Origin of the sequence: Streptomyces sp. NPDC048496 (assembly GCF_043200055.1) — a bacterium.
GTDB lineage: Bacteria > Actinomycetota > Actinomycetes > Streptomycetales > Streptomycetaceae > Streptomyces.
The window spans coordinates 57,812-83,116 of record NZ_JBICXB010000028.1 but is presented as its reverse complement, the minus strand read 5'-3'; the positions used below and the strand labels follow the sequence as shown (position 1 = coordinate 83,116).

At 69.9% G+C, this 25,305-nt stretch carries 24 protein-coding genes; 12 read left to right on the top strand and 12 right to left on the bottom strand.

Translation table 11 applies throughout. The features are described 5' to 3' along the window. Nucleotides 1–110: 110 nt before the first annotated feature. On the bottom strand, nt 111–749 hold the full coding sequence (locus ACGFSA_RS23490; protein WP_393307194.1) for a hypothetical protein: 639 nt from the start codon (nt 747–749) through the stop codon (nt 111–113). A gap of 252 nt (nt 750–1,001) precedes the next feature. On the opposite strand from ACGFSA_RS23490, the gene ACGFSA_RS23485 reads away from it, so the two are divergent. Then, the gene (locus ACGFSA_RS23485; protein ID WP_393307192.1) at nt 1,002–1,613 is read left to right on the top strand and encodes an ArsR/SmtB family transcription factor; all 612 of its coding nucleotides are present in this window, start codon (nt 1,002–1,004) and stop codon (nt 1,611–1,613) included. After that, on the top strand, nt 1,610–4,183 hold the full coding sequence (locus ACGFSA_RS23480; protein ID WP_393307190.1) for an FtsX-like permease family protein: 2,574 nt from the start codon (nt 1,610–1,612) through the stop codon (nt 4,181–4,183). The genes ACGFSA_RS23485 and ACGFSA_RS23480 overlap by 4 nt, the downstream gene beginning before the upstream one ends. 61 nt (nt 4,184–4,244) lie before the next feature. On the opposite strand, the gene ACGFSA_RS23475 is transcribed toward ACGFSA_RS23480, so the two are convergent. The 8 genes from ACGFSA_RS23475 to ACGFSA_RS23440 form a co-directional block, all read right to left on the bottom strand. Continuing rightward, nucleotides 4,245–4,652 carry a rhodanese-like domain-containing protein gene (locus ACGFSA_RS23475; protein WP_393307188.1) on the bottom strand — a complete coding sequence of 136 codons (408 nt, stop codon included), beginning with the start codon at nt 4,650–4,652 and terminating at the stop codon, nt 4,245–4,247. After that, the gene (locus tag ACGFSA_RS23470) at nt 4,649–5,200 is read right to left on the bottom strand and encodes a cysteine dioxygenase (protein ID WP_393307186.1); all 552 of its coding nucleotides are present in this window, start codon (nt 5,198–5,200) and stop codon (nt 4,649–4,651) included. The genes ACGFSA_RS23475 and ACGFSA_RS23470 overlap by 4 nt, the downstream gene beginning before the upstream one ends. Before the next feature lie 73 nt (nt 5,201–5,273). Next, nucleotides 5,274–5,345, bottom strand: coding sequence for a putative leader peptide (locus ACGFSA_RS23465; protein ID WP_309544753.1), 72 nt, complete (start codon nt 5,343–5,345; stop codon nt 5,274–5,276). A gap of 48 nt (nt 5,346–5,393) precedes the next feature. Beyond that, nucleotides 5,394–7,010: an FAD-dependent monooxygenase gene (locus ACGFSA_RS23460; protein WP_393307184.1), complete on the bottom strand. Its 1,617-nt coding sequence runs from the start codon at nt 7,008–7,010 to the stop codon at nt 5,394–5,396. Nucleotides 7,011–7,186: 176 nt separating this feature from the next. Continuing rightward, nucleotides 7,187–8,098, bottom strand: a complete 912-nt coding sequence (locus tag ACGFSA_RS23455; RefSeq protein WP_393307181.1) for an amino acid ABC transporter permease — start codon at nt 8,096–8,098, stop codon at nt 7,187–7,189. After that, nucleotides 8,095–8,760 (bottom strand): amino acid ABC transporter permease, encoded by a 666-nt coding sequence (locus ACGFSA_RS23450; protein ID WP_393307179.1) that lies wholly within the window; start codon nt 8,758–8,760, stop codon nt 8,095–8,097. The genes ACGFSA_RS23455 and ACGFSA_RS23450 overlap by 4 nt, the downstream gene beginning before the upstream one ends. Before the next feature lie 75 nt (nt 8,761–8,835). After that, on the bottom strand, nt 8,836–9,678 hold the full coding sequence (locus ACGFSA_RS23445; RefSeq protein WP_393307177.1) for a glutamate ABC transporter substrate-binding protein: 843 nt from the start codon (nt 9,676–9,678) through the stop codon (nt 8,836–8,838). Between the two features lie 59 nt (nt 9,679–9,737). After that, nucleotides 9,738–10,523 (bottom strand): amino acid ABC transporter ATP-binding protein, encoded by a 786-nt coding sequence (locus ACGFSA_RS23440; RefSeq protein ID WP_393307175.1) that lies wholly within the window; start codon nt 10,521–10,523, stop codon nt 9,738–9,740. 340 nt (nt 10,524–10,863) lie between these two features. Here ACGFSA_RS23440 and ACGFSA_RS23435 point away from each other — a divergent pair, with 340 nt between their 5' ends. Both ACGFSA_RS23435 and ACGFSA_RS23430 read left to right on the top strand, forming a co-directional pair. Continuing rightward, nucleotides 10,864–11,556, top strand: coding sequence for a response regulator transcription factor (locus tag ACGFSA_RS23435; protein WP_393307173.1), 693 nt, complete (start codon nt 10,864–10,866; stop codon nt 11,554–11,556). A 15-nt stretch (nt 11,557–11,571) separates the two neighbouring features. Then, nucleotides 11,572–12,966: an ATP-binding protein gene (locus tag ACGFSA_RS23430; protein ID WP_393307170.1), complete on the top strand. Its 1,395-nt coding sequence runs from the start codon at nt 11,572–11,574 to the stop codon at nt 12,964–12,966. Nucleotides 12,967–13,009: 43 nt separating this feature from the next. On the opposite strand, the gene ACGFSA_RS23425 is transcribed toward ACGFSA_RS23430, so the two are convergent. Then, entirely contained in the window at nt 13,010–14,008 is a 999-nt protein-coding gene (locus ACGFSA_RS23425) for a TAXI family TRAP transporter solute-binding subunit (RefSeq protein ID WP_393307168.1), read from the bottom strand. A 98-nt stretch (nt 14,009–14,106) separates the two neighbouring features. Here ACGFSA_RS23425 and miaB point away from each other — a divergent pair, with 98 nt between their 5' ends. Both miaB and ACGFSA_RS23415 read left to right on the top strand, forming a co-directional pair. After that, nucleotides 14,107–15,609 (top strand): tRNA (N6-isopentenyl adenosine(37)-C2)-methylthiotransferase MiaB, encoded by a 1,503-nt coding sequence (gene miaB / locus ACGFSA_RS23420; protein WP_393307166.1) that lies wholly within the window; start codon nt 14,107–14,109, stop codon nt 15,607–15,609. 112 nt (nt 15,610–15,721) lie between these two features. Then, the gene (locus ACGFSA_RS23415) at nt 15,722–16,441 is read left to right on the top strand and encodes a class III extradiol dioxygenase subunit B-like domain-containing protein (protein WP_393307164.1); all 720 of its coding nucleotides are present in this window, start codon (nt 15,722–15,724) and stop codon (nt 16,439–16,441) included. 118 nt (nt 16,442–16,559) lie between these two features. On the opposite strand, the gene ACGFSA_RS23410 is transcribed toward ACGFSA_RS23415, so the two are convergent. Further along, nucleotides 16,560–16,799 carry an antitoxin gene (locus tag ACGFSA_RS23410; RefSeq protein ID WP_393307162.1) on the bottom strand — a complete coding sequence of 80 codons (240 nt, stop codon included), beginning with the start codon at nt 16,797–16,799 and terminating at the stop codon, nt 16,560–16,562. 23 nt (nt 16,800–16,822) lie between these two features. Further along, entirely contained in the window at nt 16,823–17,062 is a 240-nt protein-coding gene (locus ACGFSA_RS23405) for a hypothetical protein (RefSeq protein WP_393307160.1), read from the bottom strand. Between the two features lie 234 nt (nt 17,063–17,296). On the opposite strand from ACGFSA_RS23405, the gene miaA reads away from it, so the two are divergent. The 6 genes from miaA to hflX all read left to right on the top strand — a co-directional run bounded on the left by miaA (nt 17,297) and on the right by hflX (nt 25,271). Further along, nucleotides 17,297–18,235, top strand: coding sequence for a tRNA (adenosine(37)-N6)-dimethylallyltransferase MiaA (gene miaA / locus ACGFSA_RS23400; protein WP_393307158.1), 939 nt, complete (start codon nt 17,297–17,299; stop codon nt 18,233–18,235). Nucleotides 18,236–18,342: 107 nt separating this feature from the next. Then, a complete protein-coding gene (locus ACGFSA_RS23395) occupies nt 18,343–18,780 on the top strand; it encodes a hypothetical protein (protein ID WP_393307156.1) in 438 nt (145 codons plus the stop codon). Nucleotides 18,781–18,883: 103 nt separating this feature from the next. Then, nucleotides 18,884–19,756 carry a diaminopimelate epimerase gene (dapF, locus tag ACGFSA_RS23390; RefSeq protein ID WP_393307154.1) on the top strand — a complete coding sequence of 291 codons (873 nt, stop codon included), beginning with the start codon at nt 18,884–18,886 and terminating at the stop codon, nt 19,754–19,756. Nucleotides 19,757–19,898: 142 nt separating this feature from the next. Beyond that, nucleotides 19,899–22,052 (top strand): RelA/SpoT family protein, encoded by a 2,154-nt coding sequence (locus ACGFSA_RS23385; protein WP_393307152.1) that lies wholly within the window; start codon nt 19,899–19,901, stop codon nt 22,050–22,052. A gap of 99 nt (nt 22,053–22,151) precedes the next feature. Beyond that, entirely contained in the window at nt 22,152–23,606 is a 1,455-nt protein-coding gene (locus ACGFSA_RS23380; protein ID WP_393307150.1) for a M1 family metallopeptidase, read from the top strand. 144 nt (nt 23,607–23,750) lie between these two features. Then, the gene (gene hflX / locus ACGFSA_RS23375; protein ID WP_366688968.1) at nt 23,751–25,271 is read left to right on the top strand and encodes a GTPase HflX; all 1,521 of its coding nucleotides are present in this window, start codon (nt 23,751–23,753) and stop codon (nt 25,269–25,271) included. Nucleotides 25,272–25,305 lie beyond the last annotated feature (34 nt).

Here is a 25,305-nt window from a genome sequence, read left to right as displayed (position 1 = left end):
ACAGGGGGCGTGCACGCAGCGGATGCATACGGCACGGGTATTCAGCGCAGAGGGCGTCCACGGTGACGGTGTGCACGCCGGGGGGCTGCGGGTAGGGGGAGACGCGGCGGTCACTGTCCGGCATGTGAGGCGCGGCGGATGGTGGCGTCCAGCAGGGCCACAGCATCCGCCGCGGTGCGGCCGGGGTGTCGGTTCCAGGGGCCGATCAGGTCGGTCCAGCCCTGCGAGCGAAGCTCGGCGACGATCCAGGCGCCGGCCCGGTCCACGGTGCCGAGGGAGCCGTAGCCCAGGCGGTGTGCGGTGAGGAGGGCGCCGCAGACGCACCGGGCGCCGCGGGCGTTCCGCAGCCGGTACGGGGTGTTCTGCCAGCCCCACTCGGTCAGGATCTGCCGAGCGTAGGCGAGGTGGGTGGAGGGCCGCAGTTCGGGCTGCCCGATGCGGCGCCAGCTGTGGAACCGATCGGGGAGGATCGCGCCGAGACGCCCGGGGAGGGGGCGCTCGCGCGGGGCGGCCGGGGGCACGGAGCGGACTGAGTCGGCGATCAGCTGATCGACGGTCACGGACAGCAGATCGCGCCAGTCGGCCGGATGCCGGTCCGCCGGGTGTGGCACGGAGCCGGGTGAGGCGGAACGCACCGGTTCGGGGACGGTGATGTCCCAGCCCGTGATGATCTGCTGCCAGGCCTCCGTGTCATGGAGGCGGGCGACCTGACGGTCGAGCTGGTCGGGGGTGAGGGCGGGGGTCGGCATCTGCGTGGCATCTCCGTCATATCGGTCCCTTGTATGAGGTGAATGTCTGCCTTGTGGCGAATGTGCTCCACCGGGGTGAGCCATTCGGGTGCGTGTCGGGTCGGATCCCGGTCGGTCCCGGGTCAGTCCCGGGTCGGTTCCGGAGCGGTTCCGAGGGGAGGCGGGACAGCGGCTGCCGGGGGAAAGCCCCCGTACGAAGACGCCGACGCGCTCCAGTGCCCAGGTATCTGTGCACAGAGCATTGTGTGACGCATGGCAGAGAAGTCCGGTGGCACCGAGATCACAGAGCTGGCCGCTCTCCGAGCGCTCGCACAGCCGAGGCGGCAGCAGATCCTTCAGCACCTCACCCTGCACGGCCCCGCGACGTCCGCGATCCTTGCCCGCGCCCTCGGGCTGAACACCGGGGCCACCAGCTACCACCTGCGCGAACTGGCCAGGTACGGCTTCGTGGAGGACATCCCGGCCGAGGAGCCGGACCGGCGTCGGGCGAGGTGGTGGCGGGCCGTTCCCGGCGACCGGCGCTTCCCGCCGCGGTCCCGCCAGAGCCCCGAGGTGCGGCTCGCCATGGACGAGCTGAACCGCCACGCATACGCCGCCGACCTCGCCCTCTTCGAGCAGCTTCAGCGCGACAGCGGCGAACGGGGCGAGTGGGCCGACGCGTTCCCGTACTCGCGCGGCACCATCCGGCTCACGCTCCCCGAGCTCCATGCGCTCTTCGAGGAGTACATCGCCCTCATGAACCGCTACAAGCGGTCCGACGCCGACACTCCGCCGGGCGCCCGCACGGTCCACACCCGGCTGCTCGCCTTCCCGGCCCCGCCCCTTGCGGCCGACAACCGCACGAGAGAGACGGACGCATCATGATGCTGCGCTACGCCCTGCAGACGATCCGAGACCGAAAGGGCGGGTTCCTCGGCGCCCTGCTGGCCCTGATGTGCGCCGCCGCCCTTGTCACCGCCTGCGGCACGCTTCTGGAGACCGGCCTGCGCGGACGGATCGCGACCGAGCGCTATGCCGCGGCTCCGCTCATCGTCTCCGCCGACCAGAACGTCCACCGGACCACCGTCAAGCACAAGGGCAACGGGAAGACGAAGGTCAAGCACAAGGCGAAACCCGTCGCTGAGCGCGCCTGGATCCCCGCAGCCACCGCGGACCGGATCCGGAACGTGGACGGCGTACGCAAGGTGGTCCCCGAACTCACCTTCCTCGCCGTGCCCGTTGCCCAGTCCGCCGACAAGCCTGCCGGCAAGGCCGCTACATCTTCCACGCCTTCCTACGGACACTCCTGGGCCTCCGCTTCCCTCACGCCTTTCGCTCTCACCGCAGGCCGTCCCCCCGCCTCCGCCGACGACGTGGTGATCGACCGGGGCCTCGCCGAGCGGACCGGCCTGAACCCCGGAGACCGGCTCACCGTGCAGTCCACCGGCGCTCCCCGCCCGTACCGCATCAGTGGTGTCGCGGCCCCGGCCCACCGCGGCGACCTCCGGCAGCAGACCTCTCTCTTCTTCTCCGGCGCCGAGTCCGCCCGCCTCTCCGCCCGTCCCGGCCAGGTCACCGCCCTCGGTGTGGTGCCCGCGCCGGGCACGGACCTCGACCGGCTGAAGCAGCAGGTGGAGCAGGCGCTCAGGGGCACCACCGCGCAGGTGTCCACAGGCGACGACCGCGGCCCCGTCGAGTTCCTGGATGCCGCGGGCGCCCGGATCAAGCTCGTTTCCATGGGCGGTGCGATGGGTGGCACCTCACTCCTCGTCGCGATCCTCGTGGTCGTCGGCACCTTTGCGCTCTCCATCCAGCAGCGCCACCGTGAACTGGCCCTGCTGCGCGCCATCGCCGCCACACCGCGCCAGGTCCGCCGTCTTCTCGGGCGTGAGGCGCTGGCAGTCGGGGCCGTGGCCGGCGTGCTGGGATCGCTCGCCGGACTGCCGCTCGCCGGCTGGCTCCACAGTCGATTCATCGACATGGGTGCGATCCCACCGTCGCTGGAACGCACCGCGGGCATCTTCCCGGTTTTCGCCGCCCTCGCCGTCACGCTCCTCGGCGCCTGGGCAGCCGCCAGGATCTCCGGCCGCAGGATCGCCCGTATCCGCCCCGCCGAGGCCATGGCCGAGTCCACGGTCGAGCGCGAGCGGCCGTCCGTGGTCCGGATCGCCGCAGGTCTGGTGCTGCTCGCGGGCGGCGGAGCGCTCGTCGCCGTACTCGGCAGCCTGCGCACCGAGGCGGCCTCGACCCCCGTCACCTTCCTGGCCGTCGTGGTGCTGGCCGCGGCCGTGTCGCTGCTCGGACCGTTGCTCGTCAAGGTGGCGGCGGCACTGCTCGCGGGCCCGTTCCGGCTGGCCGGTTCCGGGGGCACTCTCGCCACCGCGAACATCCGTGGAAACTCCATCCGGATGGCCGCCGTCGTCACCCCGCTTACCCTGCTCATCGCGATGACCTGCACGGTTCTCTTCGTCCAGCCGACCCTCGGTGACGCGGCCCGAGCCCAGGCCCGCGAAGGAACCCGTGCCACCTGGGTCCTCTCCTCCCAGGGGCCCGGAGTCCCGTCTGCCGCCGCCGAGGCCGTGCGCAGGACGCAGGGCGTGACGGCCGCCACCGAGGTCGTACGGACCACAGTCAGGGTCGGCCTCGAGAAGTTCACTGCTCAGGGCGTCACCCAGACCGGTCTCGCCCACACCTGGGACCCCGAGGTGACCAGCGGCTCGCTCGCCGGTTTCACCGCCCGTCCCGGCACCGCCGCGATCAGTGAACTCGCCGCCGAACAGCTGGGGCTGCACGCCGGCAGCGAGCTGACAGTGCACCTCGGCGACGGCACACCCACCACCCTCACCGTCGCCGCGGTCTACACCCGCGGCCTCGGTTTCGGCGATCTGACCCTGCCCCACGACCTGATCGCCCGTCACATGGACAACCCCCTCGCCGCCACGGTTCTGGTCGCCGGAGACAGCGACCGCAGCCGGCTCGTTGCCGCTCTGCGGAAGTTCCCCGGCATCGCCGTGCTCGCCCCTGCCACCGCCGACCGGCTCCAGGCGGACCGGCAGCAGCAGAACGCAGAGGTCAACTATCTGGCCATGGGCCTGGTTCTCGCCTTCACCGCGATCGCGGTCGTCAACACCCTCGCCATGTCGGTGTCCGAGCGGATCCGGGAGTTCGCCATGCTCCGGCTGGCCGGTGCCACTCGACGCCAGGTCCTGCGGATGCTCCGCATCGAAGCCCTGTCGGTTCTGCTGATTGCCGCCGTCCTCGGCACCGGCATCGCTCTCGCCGTGCTGACCGCCTTCAGCATCGGCATGACCGGCAGCGCGGCGCCCACCGTCCTGCCGTCGGTGTACGCGACAGTGGTGGGCGCAGCCGCACTGCTGGCACTCGTCGCCTCGACGCTGCCCGGCCGACTGGCACTCAAGGTCAGCCCGGTGGAGGTGGCGACGTCCAAGCAGTGACATCGCCGGCCGGTGGCGGGCGGAGCAGCGCAGGGAGCAGCACGGCCGGGCCCGCCACCGGTCAGGTGCCGACCGGCAGCCCCGCCGCCCGCCACGCCTGGAACCCGCCGATCAGATCGGTCGCCCGGTGCAGCCCCAACTGCCTCAGGGACGCGACCGCGAGACTCGACGCGTACCCCTCGTTGCAGACCACCACCACCCGCAGATCGTGGCTGACCGCCTCCGGCGCGCGATGGCTGCCCTGCGGGTCGAGCCGCCACTCCAGCTCGTTGCGCTCGACGACCAGCGCCCCCGGAATCAGCCCGTCCCGCTCACGCAGCGCCGCGTAGCGTATGTCCACCAACAGGGCGCCGTCCGCTGCGGCGGCGATCGCGTCGTGCGGACCGATGCGGTCGTATCCGGCCCGGACCCGCGCCAGCAGTTCGTCGATCCCCACCCTCACCGCACCGTTGTTGCGCTCGTCGCTCACTGCCAGTCCTCCGGGCGTTCGATGTGCTCAAGACGGAGTAGCGCACCGGTACGGCTGTAGCGCCGGATCTGCGGCAGCGGCGGATAGTACGCATGGACCGAGACCGCGTGCTCGGTGCCGGATTCGTTCAGCACCTCGTGCACATGGTGCCGGCCGAACGCCCTGCCCAGGCCGGTCGTCAACTGCCTGGACCGGTCGACGCCTTCGGTCAGTTCGAGGGATTTCCAGCCGTCGGCGGGCAGCCTGGCCGCGAGCGAATGCTCCGTGAGCGTGCCGGCCGCGGTGGTGAAGGCGCCGATCGAGTCGGCGTGGTCGTGCCAGCCGGTGCCGGTGCGCGGCGGCCAGCCGATCAGCCAGGCCTCGCTGCCGCCGGGTCCGTCGAGCCGGATCCAGGTGCGGCCCTCGGGATCGAGGGGGAGCGAGGCGATCAGACCGGGGTCCGCCGCCGTGCGACGGACGAAGTCGAGCAGTACCGCAGCCGTGGGACCGCCACCGGAGTCCGGGCCGGAAGAAGGCGTGCGTACAGAAGGTGGGGGAGAGGCAGACACAGGGACCGTCCTGAGAGTTCGCGCGTGATGCCCGGCGTGCGACAGGGCGCACGCCGCGGCAGGGAGAGGCGATTCAGCAGGACGGGCGACACACGCAGCCCGCATAGCGGACGAGGTCCATATGGACCCTCCGCCACAGGCGCACATCGGTGTCGGTCACATTTCGGAGTACACCATGTGCTGCCCGTGGGGGTCAATTGATGTCTGCGGTCTGGCCGGAGCGGACGGAGGCACGTGGCGCACCGCCGCGCACCGCGTCCGCCGCAGCGAAAAGTTCCGCCGGCCGGACCCCGCCGAACGATGCCACCAGATGTCCGTCCGGCCTGATCAGCAGCACGGTATGGGCCGGGGCACCCGGGTAGGCCTCGGCCACCAGCAGCTCCCCCGTCACCGGCAGGGCGTCGACCGACTCGACGAGCCGGGGCATCACCCCCGCGGTCAACCAATGGCGCCGGTCCCACACCCCGGTCCCCGGAGCGACCAGCACGACCAGCAGACGGCCCCGCCCCAGCCGCTCGCGCAGCCGTACGGTCGTGCCGTCGGGCGCCGTCACCCGGACATCGTCGACCGGCGCGCCCGGGGGCGTGCCCACCGATGTGTGCGCCTCGGCGTACGCAGGCGCAAGGGGGGAGTGCGAGTACGAGGGGGGCGCACCCAGTGGGCCGCACCCCAGGTGACCGTCGGCGAGCAGTGAATCGTGCCCCCGTGCGCTCCCGGGGACGATGCTCCGTAGCCCTCCGCCGCCGCGCAGTATCGGCAGCGACTGGTCCGCCGCGCGCAGACGGGAGGCGACCGCGGCCCGGCGCTCCGCCTGGTAGCTGTCGAGCAGCACGTCGGAGGCGCCGTGATGCCAGGCCTGCGCCAGCTTCCAGGCCAGGTTCTCGGCGTCCCGCAGCCCTTCGTCGAGCCCCTGCGTACCAAGTGCACCGAGCAGATGGGCGGCGTCCCCGGCAAGGAAGGCCCGCTGGACCCGCCAGCGCCGGGCCAGCCGGTGATGCAGCGTGTACACGCCCGTGTCCAGCAGTTCGTACGGCGGGGTCTCGCCGCCGCACCAGCCCGCGAGAGTGTCCCGCACCCGGGTGATCAGAGCGTCGGGCGTGACGAGCTCGCCGCCTGGCGGGAGCAGCCAGTCCAGCCGCCACGCACCGTCCGGCAGCGGGCGCGCGGTGACTTCGGCGCCCCCGGTGCGCCACGGCGGCAGCCGGTGCAGCACGGCCTCGCCCGGCCAGGGCAGATCGGTGCGCAGTGCGGCGACGGCGTGCCGCTCCACTGCTGTGCGCCCCGGGAACCGGACGTCCAGGAGCTTGCGGACGGTGGATCTGGCGCCGTCGCAACCGACCAGGTAACTCCCGCGCCACCAGGTCGAATCGGGTTCCCTGGTGTGTACCGTGACCCCGGCCGGATCCTGCTCCAGGGTGTCGATCCGGCTGAGCGGCGCCATGTGCACCAGCTCCTGCGCGGCGACCGCGGCCCGCAGCCCGCGCGTCAGGGCGTGCTGGGGCAGATGGAGCGGGGCCGGGAGCGGATCACCGCTCGGGGAGTCCTCGCCGAGGCGCAGTTCGCGTACCAGCTGCTTGCGGCGCATGGAGCGCCAGCCCGTCCAGCGGGCGCCCTCGTTCCGGAGCGCCTTGCACCCGAGCCGCTCCACCAGGCCCGCGGTGTCCTCGCGCAGCACCACCGTCCGGGCGGGACGGGTCTCGTCCCTTCCCGGATCCTCGTCGAGGACGACGGAGGGAACGCCCTGCGCGGCGAGGGCGAGCGACAGCGTCAGGCCCACAGGCCCGGCGCCGACGACAATCACCGGGTCCACGGCGCGACTCCCTGGGCCCGTTCGGTCGGAGGAGTGGAAGCGGAAGCGGGGGCTCGGTCGGCGGTCACAGAACGTATGCAACCCACTGCCGGTGCTTGCGTCAAGTGACAACCGGGCGCGGCGAGGGGCGCCGGTGCATGCACCGGCGCCCCTGCGCAGAAATTACCGACGAACCGTCAGACGGCGCGTCCGTCGTCGACGACGAGCGCCGGCGTACCGATGGTCTTCGATGCGCCTCCGGGCGCGGTGCCGGCTGGGGAACCCTTGCTCTTCTTGTTGCGCCGGAGCCACCGCTCCAGCCAGCTCGCGAACGACGTGAGCGCGAAATTCACCACGAGGTAGATCAGGGCCACGATCGTGAAGCATGCGATGGTGTTCGCGCCGTAGTTCGCACCCATCGGACGGACCGAGGACAGCAGCTCGGGGAAGGTCATCATGGCGCCGCCGAGCGCGGTGTCCTTCACGATGACGACCAGCTGGCTGACGATCGCCGGCAGCATGGCCGTCACTGCCTGCGGCAGCAGCACGAACACCATGGTCTGGCCCTTGCGCATCCCGATCGCCTTGGCCGCGTCGGTCTGGCCCTTCGGCAGGGAGTGGATTCCGGCGCGCACGATCTCGGCGAGTACCGAGAAGTTGTACAGCACCAGGCCGGTCACCACGGCGTACAGGGGACGCGTCTCGGTGCTGATGTCCGTGTACTCGGCGTACGTCGCGTTCGCAACGATCATAAGGATCAGCACCGGGACGGCGCGGAAGAACTCCACGACGACGCCGGCCGGCACCCGCACCCACCGGTGGTCCGACAGCCTGCCGATACCGAACAGGGCGCCGAGCGGCAGCGCGATGATCAGGGCGAAGAACGCCGCCTTGAGCGTGTTCTGGAGGCCCGGCCAGATGTACGTCTCCCAGGGCTGGGAGCTGGTGAAGAAGGGCTTCCACTTGATCCAGTCGAGCTGGTGCTTCTCGGCCAGGCCGCTGGACACCCACCACACCACGGCCGCGGCGCACAGGACGAACAGCACCGTGTACAGGATGTTGCGCCGCTTGGCGCGCGGTCCCTGGGCGTCGTAGAGGACGGAGGTCATCGCTTCACCGCCACCTTCTTGCTCACCCAGCCGAGGATCAGGCCGGTCGGGAGGGTCAGAACGATGAAGCCGAACGCGAAGACCAACGCGATCAGGACCAGCTGGGCCTCGGCTTCGATCATGCCCTTCATCAGGTACGCGGCTTCGGCGACCCCGATCGCCGAGGCGACCGTGGTGTTCTTCGTCAACGCGATCAGCACGTTCGACAGCGGGTTGACCACCGCGCGGAACGCCTGCGGGAGGACGACCAGCCGCAGCACTTGCGTGAAGCTCAGCCCGAGCGCACGCGCGGCCTCTGCCTGCCCGACCGGCACGGTGTTGATGCCCGACCGGAGCGCCTCACAGACGAACGCGGCGGTGTAGGCGATCAGCGCGAGGACCGCGAGCCTGAAGTTGACGTCCTTGAAATCACTGGCCCCGAGGCTGATGTTGAGCGTCTGGAAGAGGCCCAGCGACGAGAAGACGATGATCACGGTCAGAGGGATGTTCCGGATGACATTCACATAGGCGGTGGCGAAACCGCGCATGAGGGGGACCGGGCTGACCTTCATGCCGGCCAGCAGCGTTCCCCATATGAGGGAGCCGAGGGCTGAGTAGACAGTGAGTTGCACCGTCACCCAGAAGGCCCCCAGCAGGTCGTAACCTTCAAGAAAGTCGAACACGATCTCCCGCGCTTCCGCGTGTAGGAGGGCATGGCGCGCCGCCGTTCACGGACGGCGCGCCGGGTCAGCCCTGCTTCACTTGACGATGTTGCCGATCTTCGGGGCGGGCTCGTTCTTGTAGTTCGCCGGACCGAAGTTGGCCTCCACCGCCTTGTCCCAGGAACCGTCCGAGACCATCTTGGTGAGCGCGTCGTTGATCTTCTTCTTGAGGTCGGCGTCGCCCTTCTTCAGGCCGATGCCGTAGTTCTCGTTGCTCATCTTGAAGCCGGCCAGCTTGAACTTCCCCTGGAAGTCCTTCTGCGAGGCGAAGCCGGCCAGGATGCTGTCGTCGGTGGTCAGTGCGTCGACAGCCTTGTTCTCCAGGCCGGTGACGCACTCGGAGTAGCCGCCGTACTCCTGCAGCTGGGCCTTGGGTGCCAGCTTGTCGTGGACGTTCTTTGCCGAGGTCGAGCCGGCGACCGAACACAGCTTCTTGTTGTTCAGGTCGGCCGGGGACTTGAACGAGTCGTCGTCGGCACGGACCAGGATGTCCTGGTGCGCCAGCAGGTACGGGCCTGCGAAGTCGACCTTCTGCAGGCGCTCGTCGTTGATCGAGTAGGAGGCGGCGATGAACTTGACGTCCCCGCGCTCGATCGCCGTCTCGCGGTCGGCGCTCTTGGTCTCCTTGAAGGTGATGTCCTTGGCGTCGTAACCGAGTTCCTTGGCGATGTACGTGGCGACATCGACGTCGAAACCGGTGTACTTGCCGTCGGGCGTCTTCAGACCGATACCGGGCTGGTCGATCTTGATGCCGATGGTGATCTTCTTGCCGCCGCCGGCCGAGTCGCCGCCCTTGTCGTCGGAGGAGCCACAGGCGGTGGCGGTGAGAGCGAGCGCGAGCACGGCGGCCGATGCGGCGGTGACCTTACGAAGCTGCATGGTGAACTTCCCTAGAGTTGAAGCGATGAAGCGATGTGAGTGAACAGCTGATCCGGAAATCAGTGGTGCAGGATCTTCGAAAGGAAGTCCTTGGCCCGGTCACTGCGCGGGTTGCTGAAGAACTGGTCGGGCGACGCCTCTTCGACGATCTTCCCGTCCGCCATGAAGACGACACGGTTCGCCGCCGAGCGCGCGAAGCCCATCTCGTGGGTGACGACGACCATGGTCATGCCGTCCCGGGCGAGCTGCTGCATGACTTCCAGCACCTCATTGATCATCTCCGGGTCGAGCGCGGACGTCGGCTCGTCGAAGAGCATGACCTTGGGGTCCATCGCCAACGCCCGTGCGATGGCCACGCGTTGCTGCTGGCCTCCGGAGAGCTGGGCGGGGTACTTGTCGGCCTGCGTCGCCACGCCCACCCGGTCGAGCAGCGAACGGGCCTTCTCCTCGGCAGCCGTCTTGTCCGCCTTGCGGACCTTGAGCTGCCCCAGCATCACGTTTTCGAGCACCGTCTTGTGCGCGAAGAGATTGAACGACTGGAAGACCATGCCGACATCGGCACGCAGCCTGGCCAGCTCCTTGCCCTCCTGGGGCAACGGCTTGCCGTCGATCGATATCGCGCCCGAGTCGATCGTCTCCAAGCGGTTGATCGTGCGGCACAGCGTGGACTTTCCGGACCCGGAGGGCCCGATGACGACCACGACCTCGCCCCGGGCGATGGTCAGGTCGATGTCCTGGAGCACATGCAGCGCGCCGAAGTGCTTGTTGACGTTGCTCAGTACGACAAGGTCGTTCGCCGCGGGTACGGCATCCTCGGCGGCCTTGGTCACTGAAACTCCGCTCATCGGCTTCTTGCTCCGTCCTCCTCGGTTGGGAAGGACCCTAGTGACGCAGTGCGACCACCGTCATTACATCTGAGCGGAAATTGAGCATAACGATCCGGCGGCAACCGGACACTCCGCGTGAACGGGACGGCGGGAGAGGTGCCGGGGGCGTACCGGGTGCATAACGGAAACCCCGTTGTAATAGGTGGGCCCTTGACTGGCGTACCGGTCATCGGAGTGGATGCCCTGGTACGTGATGACGTGAAACACCTCGGTACGGGGAAGTACCGGGAAGATGGACAGGCGCCGGGGAGTGCGGGAAGACCGCGCCACGAAGCGACAGCGGAGAGGAATGGGGGCCATGAGACTGCTGCTCGTCGAGGACGACAACCATGTGGCGGCCGCCCTGTCCGCGGTGCTCGCCCGGCACGGCATCCAGGTCGTGCACGCGCGCAGCGGCGACGAGGCCCTGAAGGCCCTGCTGCCGGCGGACGCGGAGCCCTTCGGCGTCGTGCTCCTCGACCTCGGACTGCCCGACCAGGACGGTTACGAGGTCTGCGGGAAGATCCGCAAGCGCTGTTCCATTCCCGTGATCATGGTGACCGCGCGGGCCGATGTCCGGTCGAGGATCCATGGTCTGAACCTCGGGGCGGACGACTACGTGGTCAAGCCGTACGACACGGGTGAACTCCTGGCGCGTATCCACGCGGTCAGCAGGCGCAAATCGGCCGGCGAGGACACGGCGCCGACGCCCGTCGCGGCGCTGCGCCTGGGGCATGTCCATATCGAACTGCCGACCCGCAGGGTCAGTGTCGACGGCGCCGAAGTCCAGCTCACCCGCAAGGAGTTCGATCTGCTCGCGCTCCTCGCCCAGCGCCCCGGCGTGGTGTTCCGCCGGGAACAGATCATCAGCGAGGTGTGGCGCACGAGTTGGGAGGGAACGGGGCGCACGCTCGAAGTGCATGTCGCGTCCCTGCGTTCCAAACTGCGGCTGCCCGCACTGATCGAGACCGTGCGCGGGGTCGGCTACCGCCTCGTCGCCCCGTCCGCGTAAAGGCGTACGGCCCCGGTGCGTACCCGTCTCCTCCCCCTGCTCATCGTCCTCATGGCGGCCGTGCTGCTCGCGCTCGGCTTTCCGCTGGCCGTCAGCGTGGCCGCCGCCCAGCAGCAGGGCGTCGTGATCGACCGCATCGACGACACGGCGCGCTTCGCCGCACTGGCCCAGTTCGTCACGGAACCGACCGGGAGCAACGACGAACGGCGCCGCGTGCTCCAGTCGGAGCTGGAGATGTACGACTCGGTGTACGGAATCCGGGCCGGCGTCTTCTACCGCGACGACACCGCCATGGCGAAGGCGCCGGCCGACTGGCAGCTCCCTGTCGAGGGGACGGGCCGCGAGGCGTTCAAGGAGGCGCTCCTCGGGCGCCGCAGTCATGATCCGCCGCAGGTCTGGCCCTGGCAGCGCGGCCGGGTCGTCGTCGCCTCGCCCGTCGTACGGGACGGCGATGTGGTCGCCGTCGTCGTCCTCGACTCGCCCACCGGTGGGATGCGCGCCCACACGCTGCGTGGCTGGCTGCTGATCGCCGTCGGCGAAGTGGTCGCGATGCTGGTGGCCGTCGGTGCCGCGATCCGGCTCACCGGCTGGGTCCTGCTGCCCGTCCAGACCCTGGACGCGGCGACCCACGACATCGCCAGCGGCCGGATGCGGTCCCGGGTGGTGGCCTCGGGAGGTCCGCCGGAACTCAGACGCCTGGCCCGTTCGTTCAACGAGATGGCCGACAACGTCGAGGAAGTGCTGGAGCAGCAGCGCGCTTTCGTCGCCGACGCCTCGCACCAACTGCGCAACCCCCTCGCCGCGCTGCTGCTGCGCATCGAGCTCCTCGCCCTCGAACTCCCCGAGGGGAACGAGGAGATCGCCTCCGTCCGCACGGAGGGAAAGCGCCTCGGGCAGGTCCTGGACGACCTGCTGGACCTGGCGCTGGCCGAGCATGCCGCAGCAGACCTTCAGCTCACCGACATCGGCGCGCTCACCGCGGAACGGGTGGCTTCCTGGCGCCCGTTCGCGGAGGAGAACGGTGTACGGCTGACGGCCGAGGGGGCATCGGCCGTGACAGCCTGGGCGGACCCCATCGCGCTGTCCAGCGCCCTCGACGCCGTCATCGACAACGCGTGCAAGTTCACCCCCGCCGGTGAGGAGGTCCGTGTCACCGTCGCCGCCGGCCGCGACACCGTCACCGTGGCCGTCGCCGACCGCGGCCCGGGGCTGACCGACGAGGAGCTGGAGCGGATCGGCGACCGGTTCTGGCGCAGCGCCCAGCACCAGAACGTGCAGGGGTCCGGTCTCGGGCTCTCCATCTCCCACACACTGCTCGCCGCGGGCGGCGGCTCCCTCTCCTATGCCCCGCACGAGCCGCACGGACTGCGGGTGACGGTGGCGGTTCCGCGCAGCGGTCCGGGCGACTGACTGCGGTACCGGGTGCCGCGACGGCGCGCCCCGCCGGAGCACGTCAGGGCTTGACGGACCGGTAGTAGCGTCTGGCCCCGTCGTGCAGCTGCAGCGGATCGGTGTAGATCGCTGTCCGCAGGTCCACCAACTGCGCCGCATGCACCTCGCTTCCGATGCGGTCCCGGCTGTCGATCACCGTCCGGGTGAACGCCTCGGTCATCGCCGGATCCGTGCGGTCCGTGGTGACCAGCACGTTGGCGACGGCCACCGTCGTGATGGCCGATCCCTGCTGGGCGCTGCGGTACGCGTCGGCGGGCATCACGGCCGAGCGGTAGTAGCGAGTGGGGCCGCCGTCGGCCCGCAGCCGTTTGATCAGCGATGCCTCCAGGGGTACGAGCCTGATCGGGAAGCGGTCCGACAGCTCCTGCACAGCGGTGGTCGGCAGCCCGCCGGACCAGAAGAAGGCGTCGAGAAGACCGTTCTGCAACTGCGTCGGCATCGTGTCGATCCCGGCCGGGACCGGAGTGATGCCGTGCGTCGGGTCAAGATCCGCGGCGGTCATCAGCCGGTCGGCGACCAGCCGCACGCCCGAACCCTCCTGCCCCACCCCGACCCGCTTGCCGGCGAGATCCGAGACCGTCTGCACGTCCGAGTCCCACGGCACCACCAGCTGGATGTAGTCGTCGTACAGCCGGACACATCCGCGCAGCCGGTCGGCCCCCGCCTTGCCGTCCCGTAGATACGTGGCGATGGCATCGGTCGTGGCGATGGTGAAGTCGGCCTTCCCGGTCGCCACCCGCTCGAGGTTCTGCTGGGAGCCCTCGCTGGTCTGCAGCCGAATCGAGACCTTGGGCAGGTCCTTGGCGAGCGCTCCCCTGAGCCGCTCGCCGTAGCGCTGGTAGACCCCGCTGCGTACCCCTGTGCTGAAGGTCAGAGATCCGCTCGGCGGCGGATCCCCGAGCGGCAGCACCCACCACAGCAGCAGCCCGAGAACGACGGCAACGACGGCGCCCCCCTGAAGGGTGCGTCGGCGGCCGATACGGGACAGTGCGTGGAGCATGGCGCGATCCTGCCAGCTCACTCCTCGTGATGGCCAGGGCCGGTCCTGTGGAAGAGAGGCCCTGGGTGTCCGTACGACCTCGTACCCTGGTGGACGAGATGAGCGAGGTAGAGGGTTTGAAAACGTACGAGGTGCGCACCTACGGGTGCCAGATGAACGTCCACGACTCCGAGCGGCTGTCGGGGCTGCTGGAGGGCGCGGGGTACGTACGTGCGCCCGAGGGCGCCGACGGTGACGCCGATGTCGTCGTCTTCAACACCTGCGCGGTGCGGGAGAACGCGGACAACAAGCTCTACGGCAATCTCGGCCGGCTTGCCCCGATGAAGACGAAGCGGCCCGGGATGCAGATCGCGGTCGGCGGCTGTCTGGCGCAGAAGGACCGCGACACGATCGTCCAGCGGGCCCCATGGGTCGACGTCGTCTTCGGAACGCACAACATCGGCAAGCTGCCGGTGCTTCTGGAGCGCGCCCGTATCCAGGAGGAGGCGCAGATCGAGATCGCCGAATCCCTGGAGGCCTTCCCCTCGACCCTCCCCACCCGCCGCGAGTCCGCCTACGCCGCGTGGGTCTCCATCTCCGTCGGCTGCAACAACACCTGTACCTTCTGCATCGTCCCGGCGCTGCGCGGCAAGGAGAAGGACCGCCGCACCGGCGACATCCTGGCCGAGATCGAGGCACTGGTCGCCGAGGGAGTCTCCGAGATCACGCTGCTCGGCCAGAACGTGAACGCGTACGGCTCCGACATCGGCGACCGCGAGGCCTTCTCCAAGCTGCTACGCGCCTGCGGGAAGATCGAGGGCCTGGAGCGGGTCCGCTTCACCTCGCCGCACCCCCGCGACTTCACCGACGACGTGATCGCTGCGATGGCCGAGACGCCGAACGTCATGCCGCAGCTGCACATGCCGATGCAGTCGGGTTCGGACACGATCCTGAAGGCGATGCGGCGCTCGTACCGGCAGGAGCGGTTCCTCGGCATCATCGAGAAGGTGCGCGCCGCGATGCCGGACGCCGCCATCTCCACCGACATCATCGTGGGCTTCCCCGGCGAGACGGAGGAGGACTTCGAGCAGACCATGCACGCGGTCCGTCAGGCGCGCTTCGCCAACGCCTTCACCTTCCAGTACTCCAAGCGCCCCGGAACCCCGGCGGCCGACATGGAGGGGCAGATCCCGAAGGAGGTCGTCCAGGAGCGGTACATGCGCCTGGCCGCCCTCCAGGAGGAGATCTCCTGGGACGAGAACAAGAAGCAGGTCGGCCGCACCCTGGAGATCATGGTCGCTGAGGGCGAGGGCCGTAAGGACGGCGCCACACACCGTCTCTCCGGCCGTGCTCCCGACAACCGCCTGGTCCACTTCACCAAGCCGGACGAGGACGTGCGCCCCGGGGATGTGGTGACGGTCGAGATCACCTATGCCGCCCCGCACCACCTGCTCGCCGAGGGCGCGCCGCTCGGTGTGAGGCGGACCCGGTCCGGGGACGCCTGGGAGAAGCGCACCGTCGCCGAGGCCGCCAAGCCGGCCGGAGTGATGCTCGGGCTGCCCGGCATCGGTGTCCCGGCGCCGTTGCCGCCCGCGGCGGCTCCCGGCTGCGGGTGCGACTGACCTCGTAGGGGAAGGGGGCACGGGCCCGCGGCCGGTACGCCGGGTCGCGGAGCCGTGGCCGGAACGGACGGGGGAAACGGGCGGAATCGGCTGACGCAGTACGCTGCCCAGCATGCTTGTCGCCGCAGCTGTCTGCCCCTGTCCGCCCGTGCTGGTACCCGAGGTCGCCGCCGGAGCCGCGCCAGAGCTCCTGGCCGCGAGGACCGCGTGCATCGATGCCCTGGGCGTGCTCGCCGCGGCCCGCCCCGACCTGCTGATCGTGATCGGGCCGGCGGATCCCGATGGCCGCGGGCCGCATCCCGAGGGGGCCCTGGGCTCCTTCAAGGGCTTCGGCGTCGATCTCGACGTCCGGCTCGGGCTCGGAGGAGCCGCCGGCGCTGCGGCGGAGCGCCCGCTTCCGCCGTCCCTCTCCGTCGGCGCGTGGCTGCTTGCCCGTGCGAAGTGGGCGGACGCGCCGATCGAGGGTCTCGGCGTGGGGGAGACGCTCGAAGCCGGGCGCTGCGCGAGCACCGGACGGGAGTTGGCGGCCAGGGCCCGCCGCGTGGCCATGCTGGTGATGGGCGACGGCAGCGCCTGCCGCACAGTCAAGGCCCCCGGCTATCTGGACGAGCGCGCCCTCTCGTTCGACACGGAGGTGTCACGGGCCCTGGGCGCCGCGGACCTCGCCGTGCTGAGTGCGCTGGACGAGTCACTGGCGTACGAACTGAAGGCGGCGGGCCGGGCGCCGTGGCAGGTGCTGGCGGGCGCGGCGGAAGTGGCAGGGCTGAGCGGGCGGCTGCTCTACGAGGACGCTCCGTACGGCGTCGGATACATGGTCGCCACCTGGTCCTGAGACCGGCTCCGGCTGGTCCCGGACCGGTTCGGAGGGTTCCGGGCCGGGCACGCACGTGACGGCCGTGGAGCGATGCCGCTCCACGGCCGTCCACCGTGATCAGGTCGAGGTGCCGAGGTCAGGAAGCCGGTGGCGGCGTACCACCCTCGCCCATGTGGGACAGACGGTCAATCGCATCCTTGGCCTTCTGCGAGCCGGACTCGATCTTGTCGCTGTACTTTCCCTTCGTCTTTTGATCGACCGTCCGTGCTGCCTTGTCGATCCCATGGTCGATCTTGTCCCCGTGCTGCTGCGCGAGGTCGCCGACCTTGCCCTTCGCCGGACTCAGCTTGGCCTTCAGACTGTCCATGAAGCCCATCGGACACCTTCCCTGGTGGGGGACTATGTGCGGGCGTTGTCTCCGGCCTCGTTGTCCGCCGCCTCGTCGGCCGACTGCTCCTTGGGGATTTCCACGCCCTCGGAGGACTCCGACCCGGTGGACGTCACCGACTCGTCCACCGTCGTCCCGGAGGAGGCCGACGCGGCGACCTCGGAAGCCTCGTCCGTCGGCGCGGCGGCTTCCTCGGCGGACGTCTCGACCGCTCCGGAGGAGGAACGGCGAAACCATGAAAAAACACCCATACTCAGTCCACATTTTACTCGTGTGATCGAAATTCCGCGCCGCCCGGAGCGTCTCATTGCGCCACTCGGGCTCTCGTCCGTCAGCCCTCGTCGGGCCTTCGGTCATCCGACCGCCTGCCGGACGGGGGCCGGTCCGAACCGGCGCGCGAAACCTCGGAACAGCAAACGACTCCGGCTTCGCGCCGTCACGTAACCCGTTCGGGGAGAGGGCTGGACATTTGCGAGACTGGGGCGGTGAGTAGTCCATCTCCCGCACCGCGGGTCATCGCCGTCGTCGGTCCCACTGCAGCCGGAAAGTCCGATCTGGGGGTATTCCTGGCCCAGCAGCTCGGTGGCGAAGTGGTCAACGCCGACTCCATGCAGCTTTACCGGGGGATGGATATCGGCACCGCGAAGCTGACGCTCGCCGAGCGCGGGTCCGTACCCCACCGACTGCTGGACATCTGGGACGTCACCGAGACAGCCAGCGTCGCCGAGTACCAGCGGCTGGCCCGAGCCGAGATCGACCGGCTGCTCGCCGAGGGCCGGACCCCGGTTCTGGTCGGCGGCTCCGGGCTGTACGTGAAGGGTGCGATCGACGCACTGGAATTCCCCGGCACGGACCCCTGCGTACGCGCCAGGCTGGAACAGGAACTGGCGGAGCACGGTTCAGGGGCGTTGCACGGCCGACTCGCCGCCGCCGACCCCGAGGCGGGCCGGGCCATCCTGCCGAGCAACGGCCGCCGCATCGTCCGGGCCCTCGAAGTCATCGAGATCACCGGGAAGCCCTTCACGGCCAACCTCCCGGGCAACGAAGCGGTCTACGACGCGGTCCAGATCGGCGTCGACGTGGCCCGCCCCGAACTCGACGAACGCATCGCCCTCCGGGTCGACCGGATGTGGGAGGCAGGGCTCGTGGACGAGGTGCGGACACTGGAGGCCCGCGGTCTGCGTGAGGGGCGCACCGCCTCCCGTGCGCTCGGCTATCAGCAGGTGCTCGGGGCGCTGGCCAAGGAGTGCACGGAGGACGAGGCGCGCGCCGAGACGGTCCGCGCCACCAAACGCTTCGCGCGCCGTCAGGACTCCTGGTTCCGCCGCGACCCCCGCGTCCACTGGCTGAGCGGCGCCGAGGAACACCGCGGGGAACTTCCGCACCGGGCGCTGGCGTTGGTCGAACGAGCGGTTACAGCCTGATCACGTGATGGCATCGGGAAGCCCTGCCCGTCATTAAGGCGACCGGGAGCGTGCCATCATCGAGCATCGATCGACCAGTGGAGTCCGAGTTGGGAGGGCGCGTGGCGATGGAGGCCGGCCCTCGCGACACAGAACAAGACGCACCGGACACGCAGCACGAGGCGGGACGCCTGAGCCCTGACGGGCCCGACGAGCCCCAGGTGACCCCCGAGGTCGAGGTCGAGCTGCGGCCCGCGCGCCGTCTGAGGATCTGGCAGCTCGCTCCGATCGTCATGCTTGCCGCGGTCGGGTCTCTGATGTTCGCCTTCCCGCTCGCCTTCGAGTTCGGCGACGGGGGCGCGGTCGTCGCCATGCTCGGTCTGCTGATCAGCTGCTGCGCCGCGGGCTGGGGGATGACGGCCGCCCGCCGTGTCGGCCACACCTGGCCGGGCCTGCCGGCCCGGGGCTCGGGGGAGCGTCCCGACTGGCGTGTGATCGCCCTGTACGTGGCCGTGTGCGGCGTACTGGTCGCGCTGGCCATCTGGCGCGTGGCGCGACTGCGCTGAGTCCGGGCTCACGCCGGCCCGCCCGTCATCTGTCCACAGCCGCGCCCGTCCACCGTTCGGCCCGGCTTCGTCCGCTGTCGGCGCGGCCTCGTACAGTTGCCCTGTGAGCACCTCGCAGATCCCCTTCCTCAAGGGTCACGGCACCGAGAACGACTTCGTGATCGTTCCCGACCCGGACAACGCAGTCGACCTGCCCGCACCCGTCGTCGCCCGGCTCTGCGACCGGCGGGCCGGTATCGGCGGTGACGGGCTGCTGCACGTCGTGCGGTCCGCCGCACACCCCGAGGCGCGGACCATGGCGGCCGACGCCAAGTGGTTCATGGACTATCGCAATGCCGACGGCTCGATCGCCGAGATGTGCGGCAACGGCGTGCGGGTCTTCGCCCGCTATCTGCAGCGCGCCGGACTTGTCGAGGAGGGCGACCTCGCGGTCGCGACCCGCGACGGCGTGAAGAAGGTCCACCTCGCCAAGGGCGGCGACATCACGGTCTCCATGGGGCGCGCCCAGCTCCCCGAGGACGGCGTCACGGTCACCGTGGACGGCCGCACCTGGCACGCCCGCAACGTGAACATGGGCAACCCGCACGCGGTGGCCTTCGTCGACGACCTGGCACACGCGGGCAAGCTGTTCTCCGTACCGCCGTTCAGCCCTGCCGCCGTCTACCCCGACGGTGTCAACATCGAGTTCGTCGTGGACCGCGGACCGCGCCATGTGGCGATGCGGGTCCACGAACGCGGTTCCGGCGAGACCCGCTCCTGTGGCACCGGCGCCTGCGCCGTGGCCGTCGCCGCCGCCCGCAGGGACGGCGCGGACCCCGCCGAGACCGGTACCCCGGTCACGTACACCGTCGATCTGCCGGGCGGCACCCTTGTGATCACCGAGCGGCCGGACGGTGAGATCGAGATGACCGGAGCCGCTGTCATCGTCGCCGAGGGCAAGATCGATCCCGCGTGGCTCGAAACGGTGACCGGCTAGAGCTTCGCTCGAATGGGTGATCCGTTTCACGCTGAGCGAGAGCGGGACTCCGCCACGTGGTGGGGTCGGTAGCATCAAGCACCGGCCCGGAGGCGCGTCCGCACCTCCCCACCGCCGGTCGACGTTCGCCGGAGGTGCCCCCATGAGCGCAGAGGCCACCAACCCAGGTGCTCCCATCCGCAGACGAGGCCGTCCCCGGATCGATCTCCGCAGGCTCGGCCGCGTCGCCGTGCTCGGACCGGTCTCCCGTGACCGGCTGCCCGACGCGATCGGTCACGTCGCCGAGGCCCACCGGGCCCACTACCCGGACGCCGACCTCAGCATCCTCCACAAGGCCTACGTCCTGGCAGAGTCCTCCCACCGGGGGCAGATGCGCAAGAGCGGCGAGCCCTACATCACGCACCCGCTCGCGGTCACGCTGATCCTCGCCGAGCTCGGGGCCGAGACCACGACACTGACCGCTTCGCTGCTCCACGACACGGTCGAGGACACCGAGGTGACCCTCGATCAGGTGCGGGAACAATTCGGCGACGAGGTCTGCTACCTCGTCGACGGCGTCACCAAACTGGAGAAGGTCGACTACGGGGCGGCGGCCGAACCCGAGACGTTCCGCAAGATGCTGGTCGCCACCGGGGACGACGTCCGGGTCATGTCGATCAAGCTCGCCGACCGGCTGCACAACATGCGCACCCTCGGCGTGATGCGCCCGGAGAAACAGGCGAGGATCGCCAGGGTCACCCGTGACGTGCTGATCCCGCTCGCCGAACGGCTCGGGGTGCAGGCACTCAAGACCGAGCTGGAGGATCTTGTCTTCGCGATCCTCCATCCCGAGGAGTACGCGCACACCCGGGCACTGATCGCCGCGGCCTCGGCACCGGAATCCGGCTCCCCGGGCGCCACCGGCGACCCCCTCTCCGGCATCGCCGAGAACGTCAGAACCGTGCTGCGGGACGCCGACATCCCCGCAGAAGTCCTCATCAGGCCCCGCCATTTCGTCTCCGTGAACCGCGTCAGGATCAAACGCGGAGAGCTGCGCGGCACCGACTTCGGGAGGCTGCTCGTGCTCGTCGGCGAGGACGCCGACTGCTATGCCGTCCTCGGCGAGCTCCACACCTGCTTCACCCCCGTGATCTCCGAGTTCAAGGATTTCATCGCGGCTCCCAAGTTCAACCTGTACCAGTCGCTGCACACCGCCGTCGTGGGCGCGGAGGGCGCGGTCGCGGAAATCCTCATCCGTACCCATCGGATGCACAAGGTCGCCGAGGCGGGAGTGATCGCCCTCGGCAACCCCTACACCGCGGACGGCACCTCCACGCTGCCGCAGGCCGAACCCGCGGACGGCGAGCGCGCCGACCCGACCCGGCCCGGCTGGCTCTCCCGGCTCCTCGCCTGGCAGCAGTCCGCCCCCGACCCGGACACCTTCTGGACCACCCTCCGCGCCGACCTCGCCGAGGACCGGGAGATCACGGTCTTCCGCACCGATGGCGGCACGCTCGGACTCCCCGCGGGCGCCAGTTGCGTGGACGCCGCCTACGCGCAGTACGGCGACGAGGCCCACAGCTGTATCGGGGCCCGGGTCAACGGCCGGCTCGCCACGCTCTCCACCGTGCTCAACGACGGGGACACCGTGCAGCTGCTGCTCGCAGAGGACACCGCCTCCGGCCCCTCACCGGACTGGCTCGATCACGCCCGTACGCCTGCCGCGCGCATCGCCATCACCGGGTGGCTCCACGCCCACCCGGAGGGTGCCCAGGGGACGTACGGCAGCCAGCCCGCGGGCCGCGGGCCCGAGCGGCAGCCGGCGTACCTGTCGGACGCCGGAGCCAACCGGGCCGCACGCCGCGCCGCGACCGTCGTCGTGGGCATGCCGGACGCCACCGTACGGCTCGCAGGCTGCTGCACCCCCGTACCGCCCGACGACGTCACCGGATTCACCGTGCGCGGCGGCGTCGTCACCGTGCACCGGCGAGAGTGTCCCGGGGTGGCCCGGATGCAGGCAGGGGGCCGGACGCCCGTCACGGTGGGCTGGGGCGACGCGGCGGAATGCCGGGTCACCCTGGTCGCCGAGTCCTTCGGCCGGCCAGGGCTGCTCGCTGATCTCACCGAGGCCATCGCGTCGGCGGACGCGGCGATCATCTCCGCCACCGTGGAACCGCCCAGCGAACAACGTGTTCGGCACACCTACACGCTGCAGCTCCCGGCCGCCGCCGGACTGCCCGGACTGATGCGCGCGATGCGGGACGTACCGGGGGTGTACGACGTGAACCGCGCCCAGCACCCGGCCGCCGCCGTCTGAACCAGTCCTTCGCGGCGCCCAGCTGTCCCGGCGACCTCGTTCGAGTGGCGCGGCGCGTGCCGCGCCCGTACCCGTGCGGGTCGCTGATAGCCGTAGTCCATGCCGTTCATCCCCCGCCGCCTGCGGGCCACCCTGCTGGCCACTGCATCGGCCACCCTCGTTGCCGCCACCCTGCCCTCACCCGTGCCGCTCGGCATCGGAGATTCACTCTTCCCCACCCTCGGCAACCCGGGGTACGACGTCCTCTCGTACGACATCGGATTCACCTACCACGGCAGCAACAGCAAACCCCTGGACGCCGTCACCACGATCGACGCGCGGACCACCGAGCGACTGGACCGGATCAACCTCGACTTCACCCGCGGCACCGTCCGTTCCGTCGTGGTCAACGGCCTGCGTGCCGACTTCGCCGTCACGGGCGAGGACCTTGTCGTCGAACCCCTCGGCACGCTGCCCGCCGGAGTGCCGCTCCGGATCACCGTCCGGCACACCAGCGACCCCAGCGGCGACCAGGACAGCGGCGGCTGGCTACGCACCTCCGACGGTCTGGCCACGGCCAACCAGGCCGACGCCGCGCACCGGGTCTTCCCCAGCAACGACCACCCCTCCGACAAGGCCTACTTCACCTTCCGGGTGACCGCCCCCAAGGACCTGACGGTGGTGGCCAACGGCCTGCCCGCCGGCACGGTCCGGCACGGCGCCTCGACCACCTGGACGTACCGGACCGAGCACCCCATGGCCACCGAACTGGCCCAGGTCTCCATCGGGCACTCGACCGTCCGGAAGCGGACCGGACCGCACGGACTGCCGGTTCGTGATGTGGTGCCGGCCGCGGACGCCGCCCGCCTGGAGCCCTGGCTCAAGAAGACGCCCGGACAGCTGGAATGGATGGAGCGCCAGGTCGGCCGGTATCCCTTCGAGACGTACGGACTGCTGGTCGCCGACACGGAGACCGGTTTCGAGCTGGAGACGCAGACGCTCACACTCTTCGAACGGACCCTGTTCACCAACAATGCTTACCCCCAGTGGTACGTCGACTCGCTCATGGTTCATGAGCTGGCCCACCACTGGTTCGGCGACAGCGTCTCTCCGCAGACCTGGTCCGATCTCTGGCTCAGCGAAGGACATGCCAGCTGGTACGAGGCCCGCTACACGGAGGAGCACGCCAAGAAGTCGCTGGAGAACCGGATGCGTGACGCCTACACCCAGTCCGACAGCTGGCGCGCAGTCGGAGGCCCGCCCGCCCGTCCCGCCGCGCCCTCGCCGGGACGGAAGATCAGCCTCTTCCGGCCCGTCGTGTACGACGGCAGCGCGCTGGTCCTCTATGCGCTGCGACAGGAGATCGGCAAGAGCGCCTTCGACCGGCTGGAACGCCGCTGGGTGAGGACGCACCGGGACTCCACCGCGACCACGGCGGACTTCGTCCGGCTGGCGTCGGGGATTGCGGGACGCGACCTGACCGCATTCTTCGACGGCTGGCTGTACAGCGAGAAGACCCCGCCGATGCCCGGGCACCCGGACTGGCACAGCACGCAGCCGGCCGGACACCGGTAAACCCGGGTGACGGGGCCGTCCGGGCCGTGCCACTATCGACGGGTCACCGCGGCAGCCGGATCGGAGATTCTCCCGAGCGGGAATCTTCCGGACAGGTCACGCGTTGTGACTGACGTAACGGACTTCCATCGACGTAAGGATCCAATGACCTCCTCTTCTTCCCTTCCCCAGGACGCGCAGAATGCGCAGAGTGCCACGGAGAACGTCACCGAGAGCCTCACCGAAAGCCTTCGGGCCAACGCCCTGATGGAAGAGGACGTCGCCTGGAGCCACGAGATCGACGGAGAGCGGGACGGCGAGCAGTTCGACCGCTCCGAGCGCGCGGCACTGCGGCGTGTGGCGGGCCTCTCCACAGAGCTTGAGGACGTCACCGAGGTCGAGTACCGACAACTGCGCCTGGAGCGTGTGGTGCTGGTCGGCGTCTGGACCTCGGGGACCGTGCAGGACGCCGAGAACTCCCTCGCGGAGCTGGCGGCGCTCGCCGAGACGGCGGGTGCTCAGGTGCTGGACGCCGTCTTCCAGCGGCGCGACAAGCCCGACCCGGCCACCTACATCGGCTCGGGCAAGGCGCTGGAGCTGCGTGACATCGTCCTCGAATCAGGAGCCGACACCGTCGTCTGCGACGGTGAGCTCAGCCCCGGCCAGCTGATCCATCTGGAAGACGTCGTCAAGGTCAAGGTGGTCGACAGGACCGCCCTGATCCTCGACATCTTCGCCCAGCACGCCAAGTCCCGAGAGGGCAAGGCGCAGGTCTCGCTGGCACAGATGCAGTACATGCTGCCGCGACTGCGCGGTTGGGGACAGTCGCTCTCCCGTCAGATGGGCGGCGGCGGTTCCAGCGGCGGCGGCGGTATGGCCACCCGTGGCCCCGGTGAGACCAAGATCGAAACGGACCGGCGCCGGATCCGCGAGAAGATGGCGAAGATGCGCCGGGAGATCGCGGAGATGAAGACCGGCCGCGAGATCAAGCGGCAGGAGCGCAAGCGCAACAAGGTGCCCTCGGTCGCCATCGCCGGTTACACCAACGCAGGCAAGTCGTCGCTGCTCAACCGGCTGACCGGGGCGGGCGTCCTGGTGGAGAACGCACTTTTCGCCACGCTCGACCCGACCGTGCGCCGGGCCGAGACGCCGAGCGGCCGGATCTACACCCTGGCCGACACCGTCGGGTTCGTTCGGCATCTGCCGCACCACCTCGTCGAGGCGTTCCGCTCCACCATGGAGGAGGTCGGCGAGTCCGACCTGATCCTGCACGTGGTGGACGGCTCGCATCCGGTTCCCGAGGAGCAGCTTGCAGCGGTGCGCGAAGTGATCCGCGAAGTGGGTGCGCTGGACGTGCCCGAGGTCGTGGTGATCAACAAGGCGGATGCGACCGACCCGCTGGTCCTCCAGCGTCTGCTGCGGAACGAGAAGTACGCCATTGCCGTCTCGGCGCGGACCGGGGCCGGAATCGACGAGCTGCTCGCGCTCATCGATGCCGAACTGCCCCGGCCGTCGGTCGAGATCGAGGCACTCGTTCCGTACACGCACGGCGGACTCATCTCCCGGGCACACGCCGACGGCGAAGTGATCTCCGAGGAACACACCTCGGAGGGCACTCTCCTCAAGGCGCGGGTGCACGAGGAACTGGCCGCGGAACTTGCGCCGTTCGTGCCTGTGGCGCACTGACAGCACGACACAGTACGGACCGAAGGCCCGCCCC

Excerpts from the sequence above, each read along its gene's own strand:
- ACGFSA_RS23490 (WP_393307194.1), bottom strand. The coding sequence starts at position 749 with ATGCCGACCCCCGCCCTCACCCCCGACCAGCTCGACCGTCAGGTCGCC.
- ACGFSA_RS23485 (WP_393307192.1), top strand. The coding sequence starts at position 1,002 with ATGGCAGAGAAGTCCGGTGGCACCGAGATCACAGAGCTGGCCGCTCTC.
- ACGFSA_RS23480 (WP_393307190.1), top strand. The coding sequence starts at position 1,610 with ATGATGCTGCGCTACGCCCTGCAGACGATCCGAGACCGAAAGGGCGGG.
- ACGFSA_RS23455 (WP_393307181.1), bottom strand. The coding sequence starts at position 8,098 with ATGACCTCCGTCCTCTACGACGCCCAGGGACCGCGCGCCAAGCGGCGC.
- ACGFSA_RS23445 (WP_393307177.1), bottom strand. The coding sequence starts at position 9,678 with ATGCAGCTTCGTAAGGTCACCGCCGCATCGGCCGCCGTGCTCGCGCTC.
- ACGFSA_RS23440 (WP_393307175.1), bottom strand. The coding sequence starts at position 10,523 with ATGAGCGGAGTTTCAGTGACCAAGGCCGCCGAGGATGCCGTACCCGCG.
- ACGFSA_RS23435 (WP_393307173.1), top strand. The coding sequence starts at position 10,864 with ATGAGACTGCTGCTCGTCGAGGACGACAACCATGTGGCGGCCGCCCTG.
- ACGFSA_RS23425 (WP_393307168.1), bottom strand. The coding sequence starts at position 14,008 with ATGCTCCACGCACTGTCCCGTATCGGCCGCCGACGCACCCTTCAGGGG.
- miaB (WP_393307166.1), top strand. The coding sequence starts at position 14,107 with ATGAGCGAGGTAGAGGGTTTGAAAACGTACGAGGTGCGCACCTACGGG.
- ACGFSA_RS23415 (WP_393307164.1), top strand. The coding sequence starts at position 15,722 with ATGCTTGTCGCCGCAGCTGTCTGCCCCTGTCCGCCCGTGCTGGTACCC.
- ACGFSA_RS23410 (WP_393307162.1), bottom strand. The coding sequence starts at position 16,799 with ATGGGCTTCATGGACAGTCTGAAGGCCAAGCTGAGTCCGGCGAAGGGC.
- ACGFSA_RS23405 (WP_393307160.1), bottom strand. The coding sequence starts at position 17,062 with ATGGGTGTTTTTTCATGGTTTCGCCGTTCCTCCTCCGGAGCGGTCGAG.
- ACGFSA_RS23395 (WP_393307156.1), top strand. The coding sequence starts at position 18,343 with ATGGAGGCCGGCCCTCGCGACACAGAACAAGACGCACCGGACACGCAG.
- ACGFSA_RS23385 (WP_393307152.1), top strand. The coding sequence starts at position 19,899 with ATGAGCGCAGAGGCCACCAACCCAGGTGCTCCCATCCGCAGACGAGGC.
- ACGFSA_RS23380 (WP_393307150.1), top strand. The coding sequence starts at position 22,152 with ATGCCGTTCATCCCCCGCCGCCTGCGGGCCACCCTGCTGGCCACTGCA.
- hflX (WP_366688968.1), top strand. The coding sequence starts at position 23,751 with ATGACCTCCTCTTCTTCCCTTCCCCAGGACGCGCAGAATGCGCAGAGT.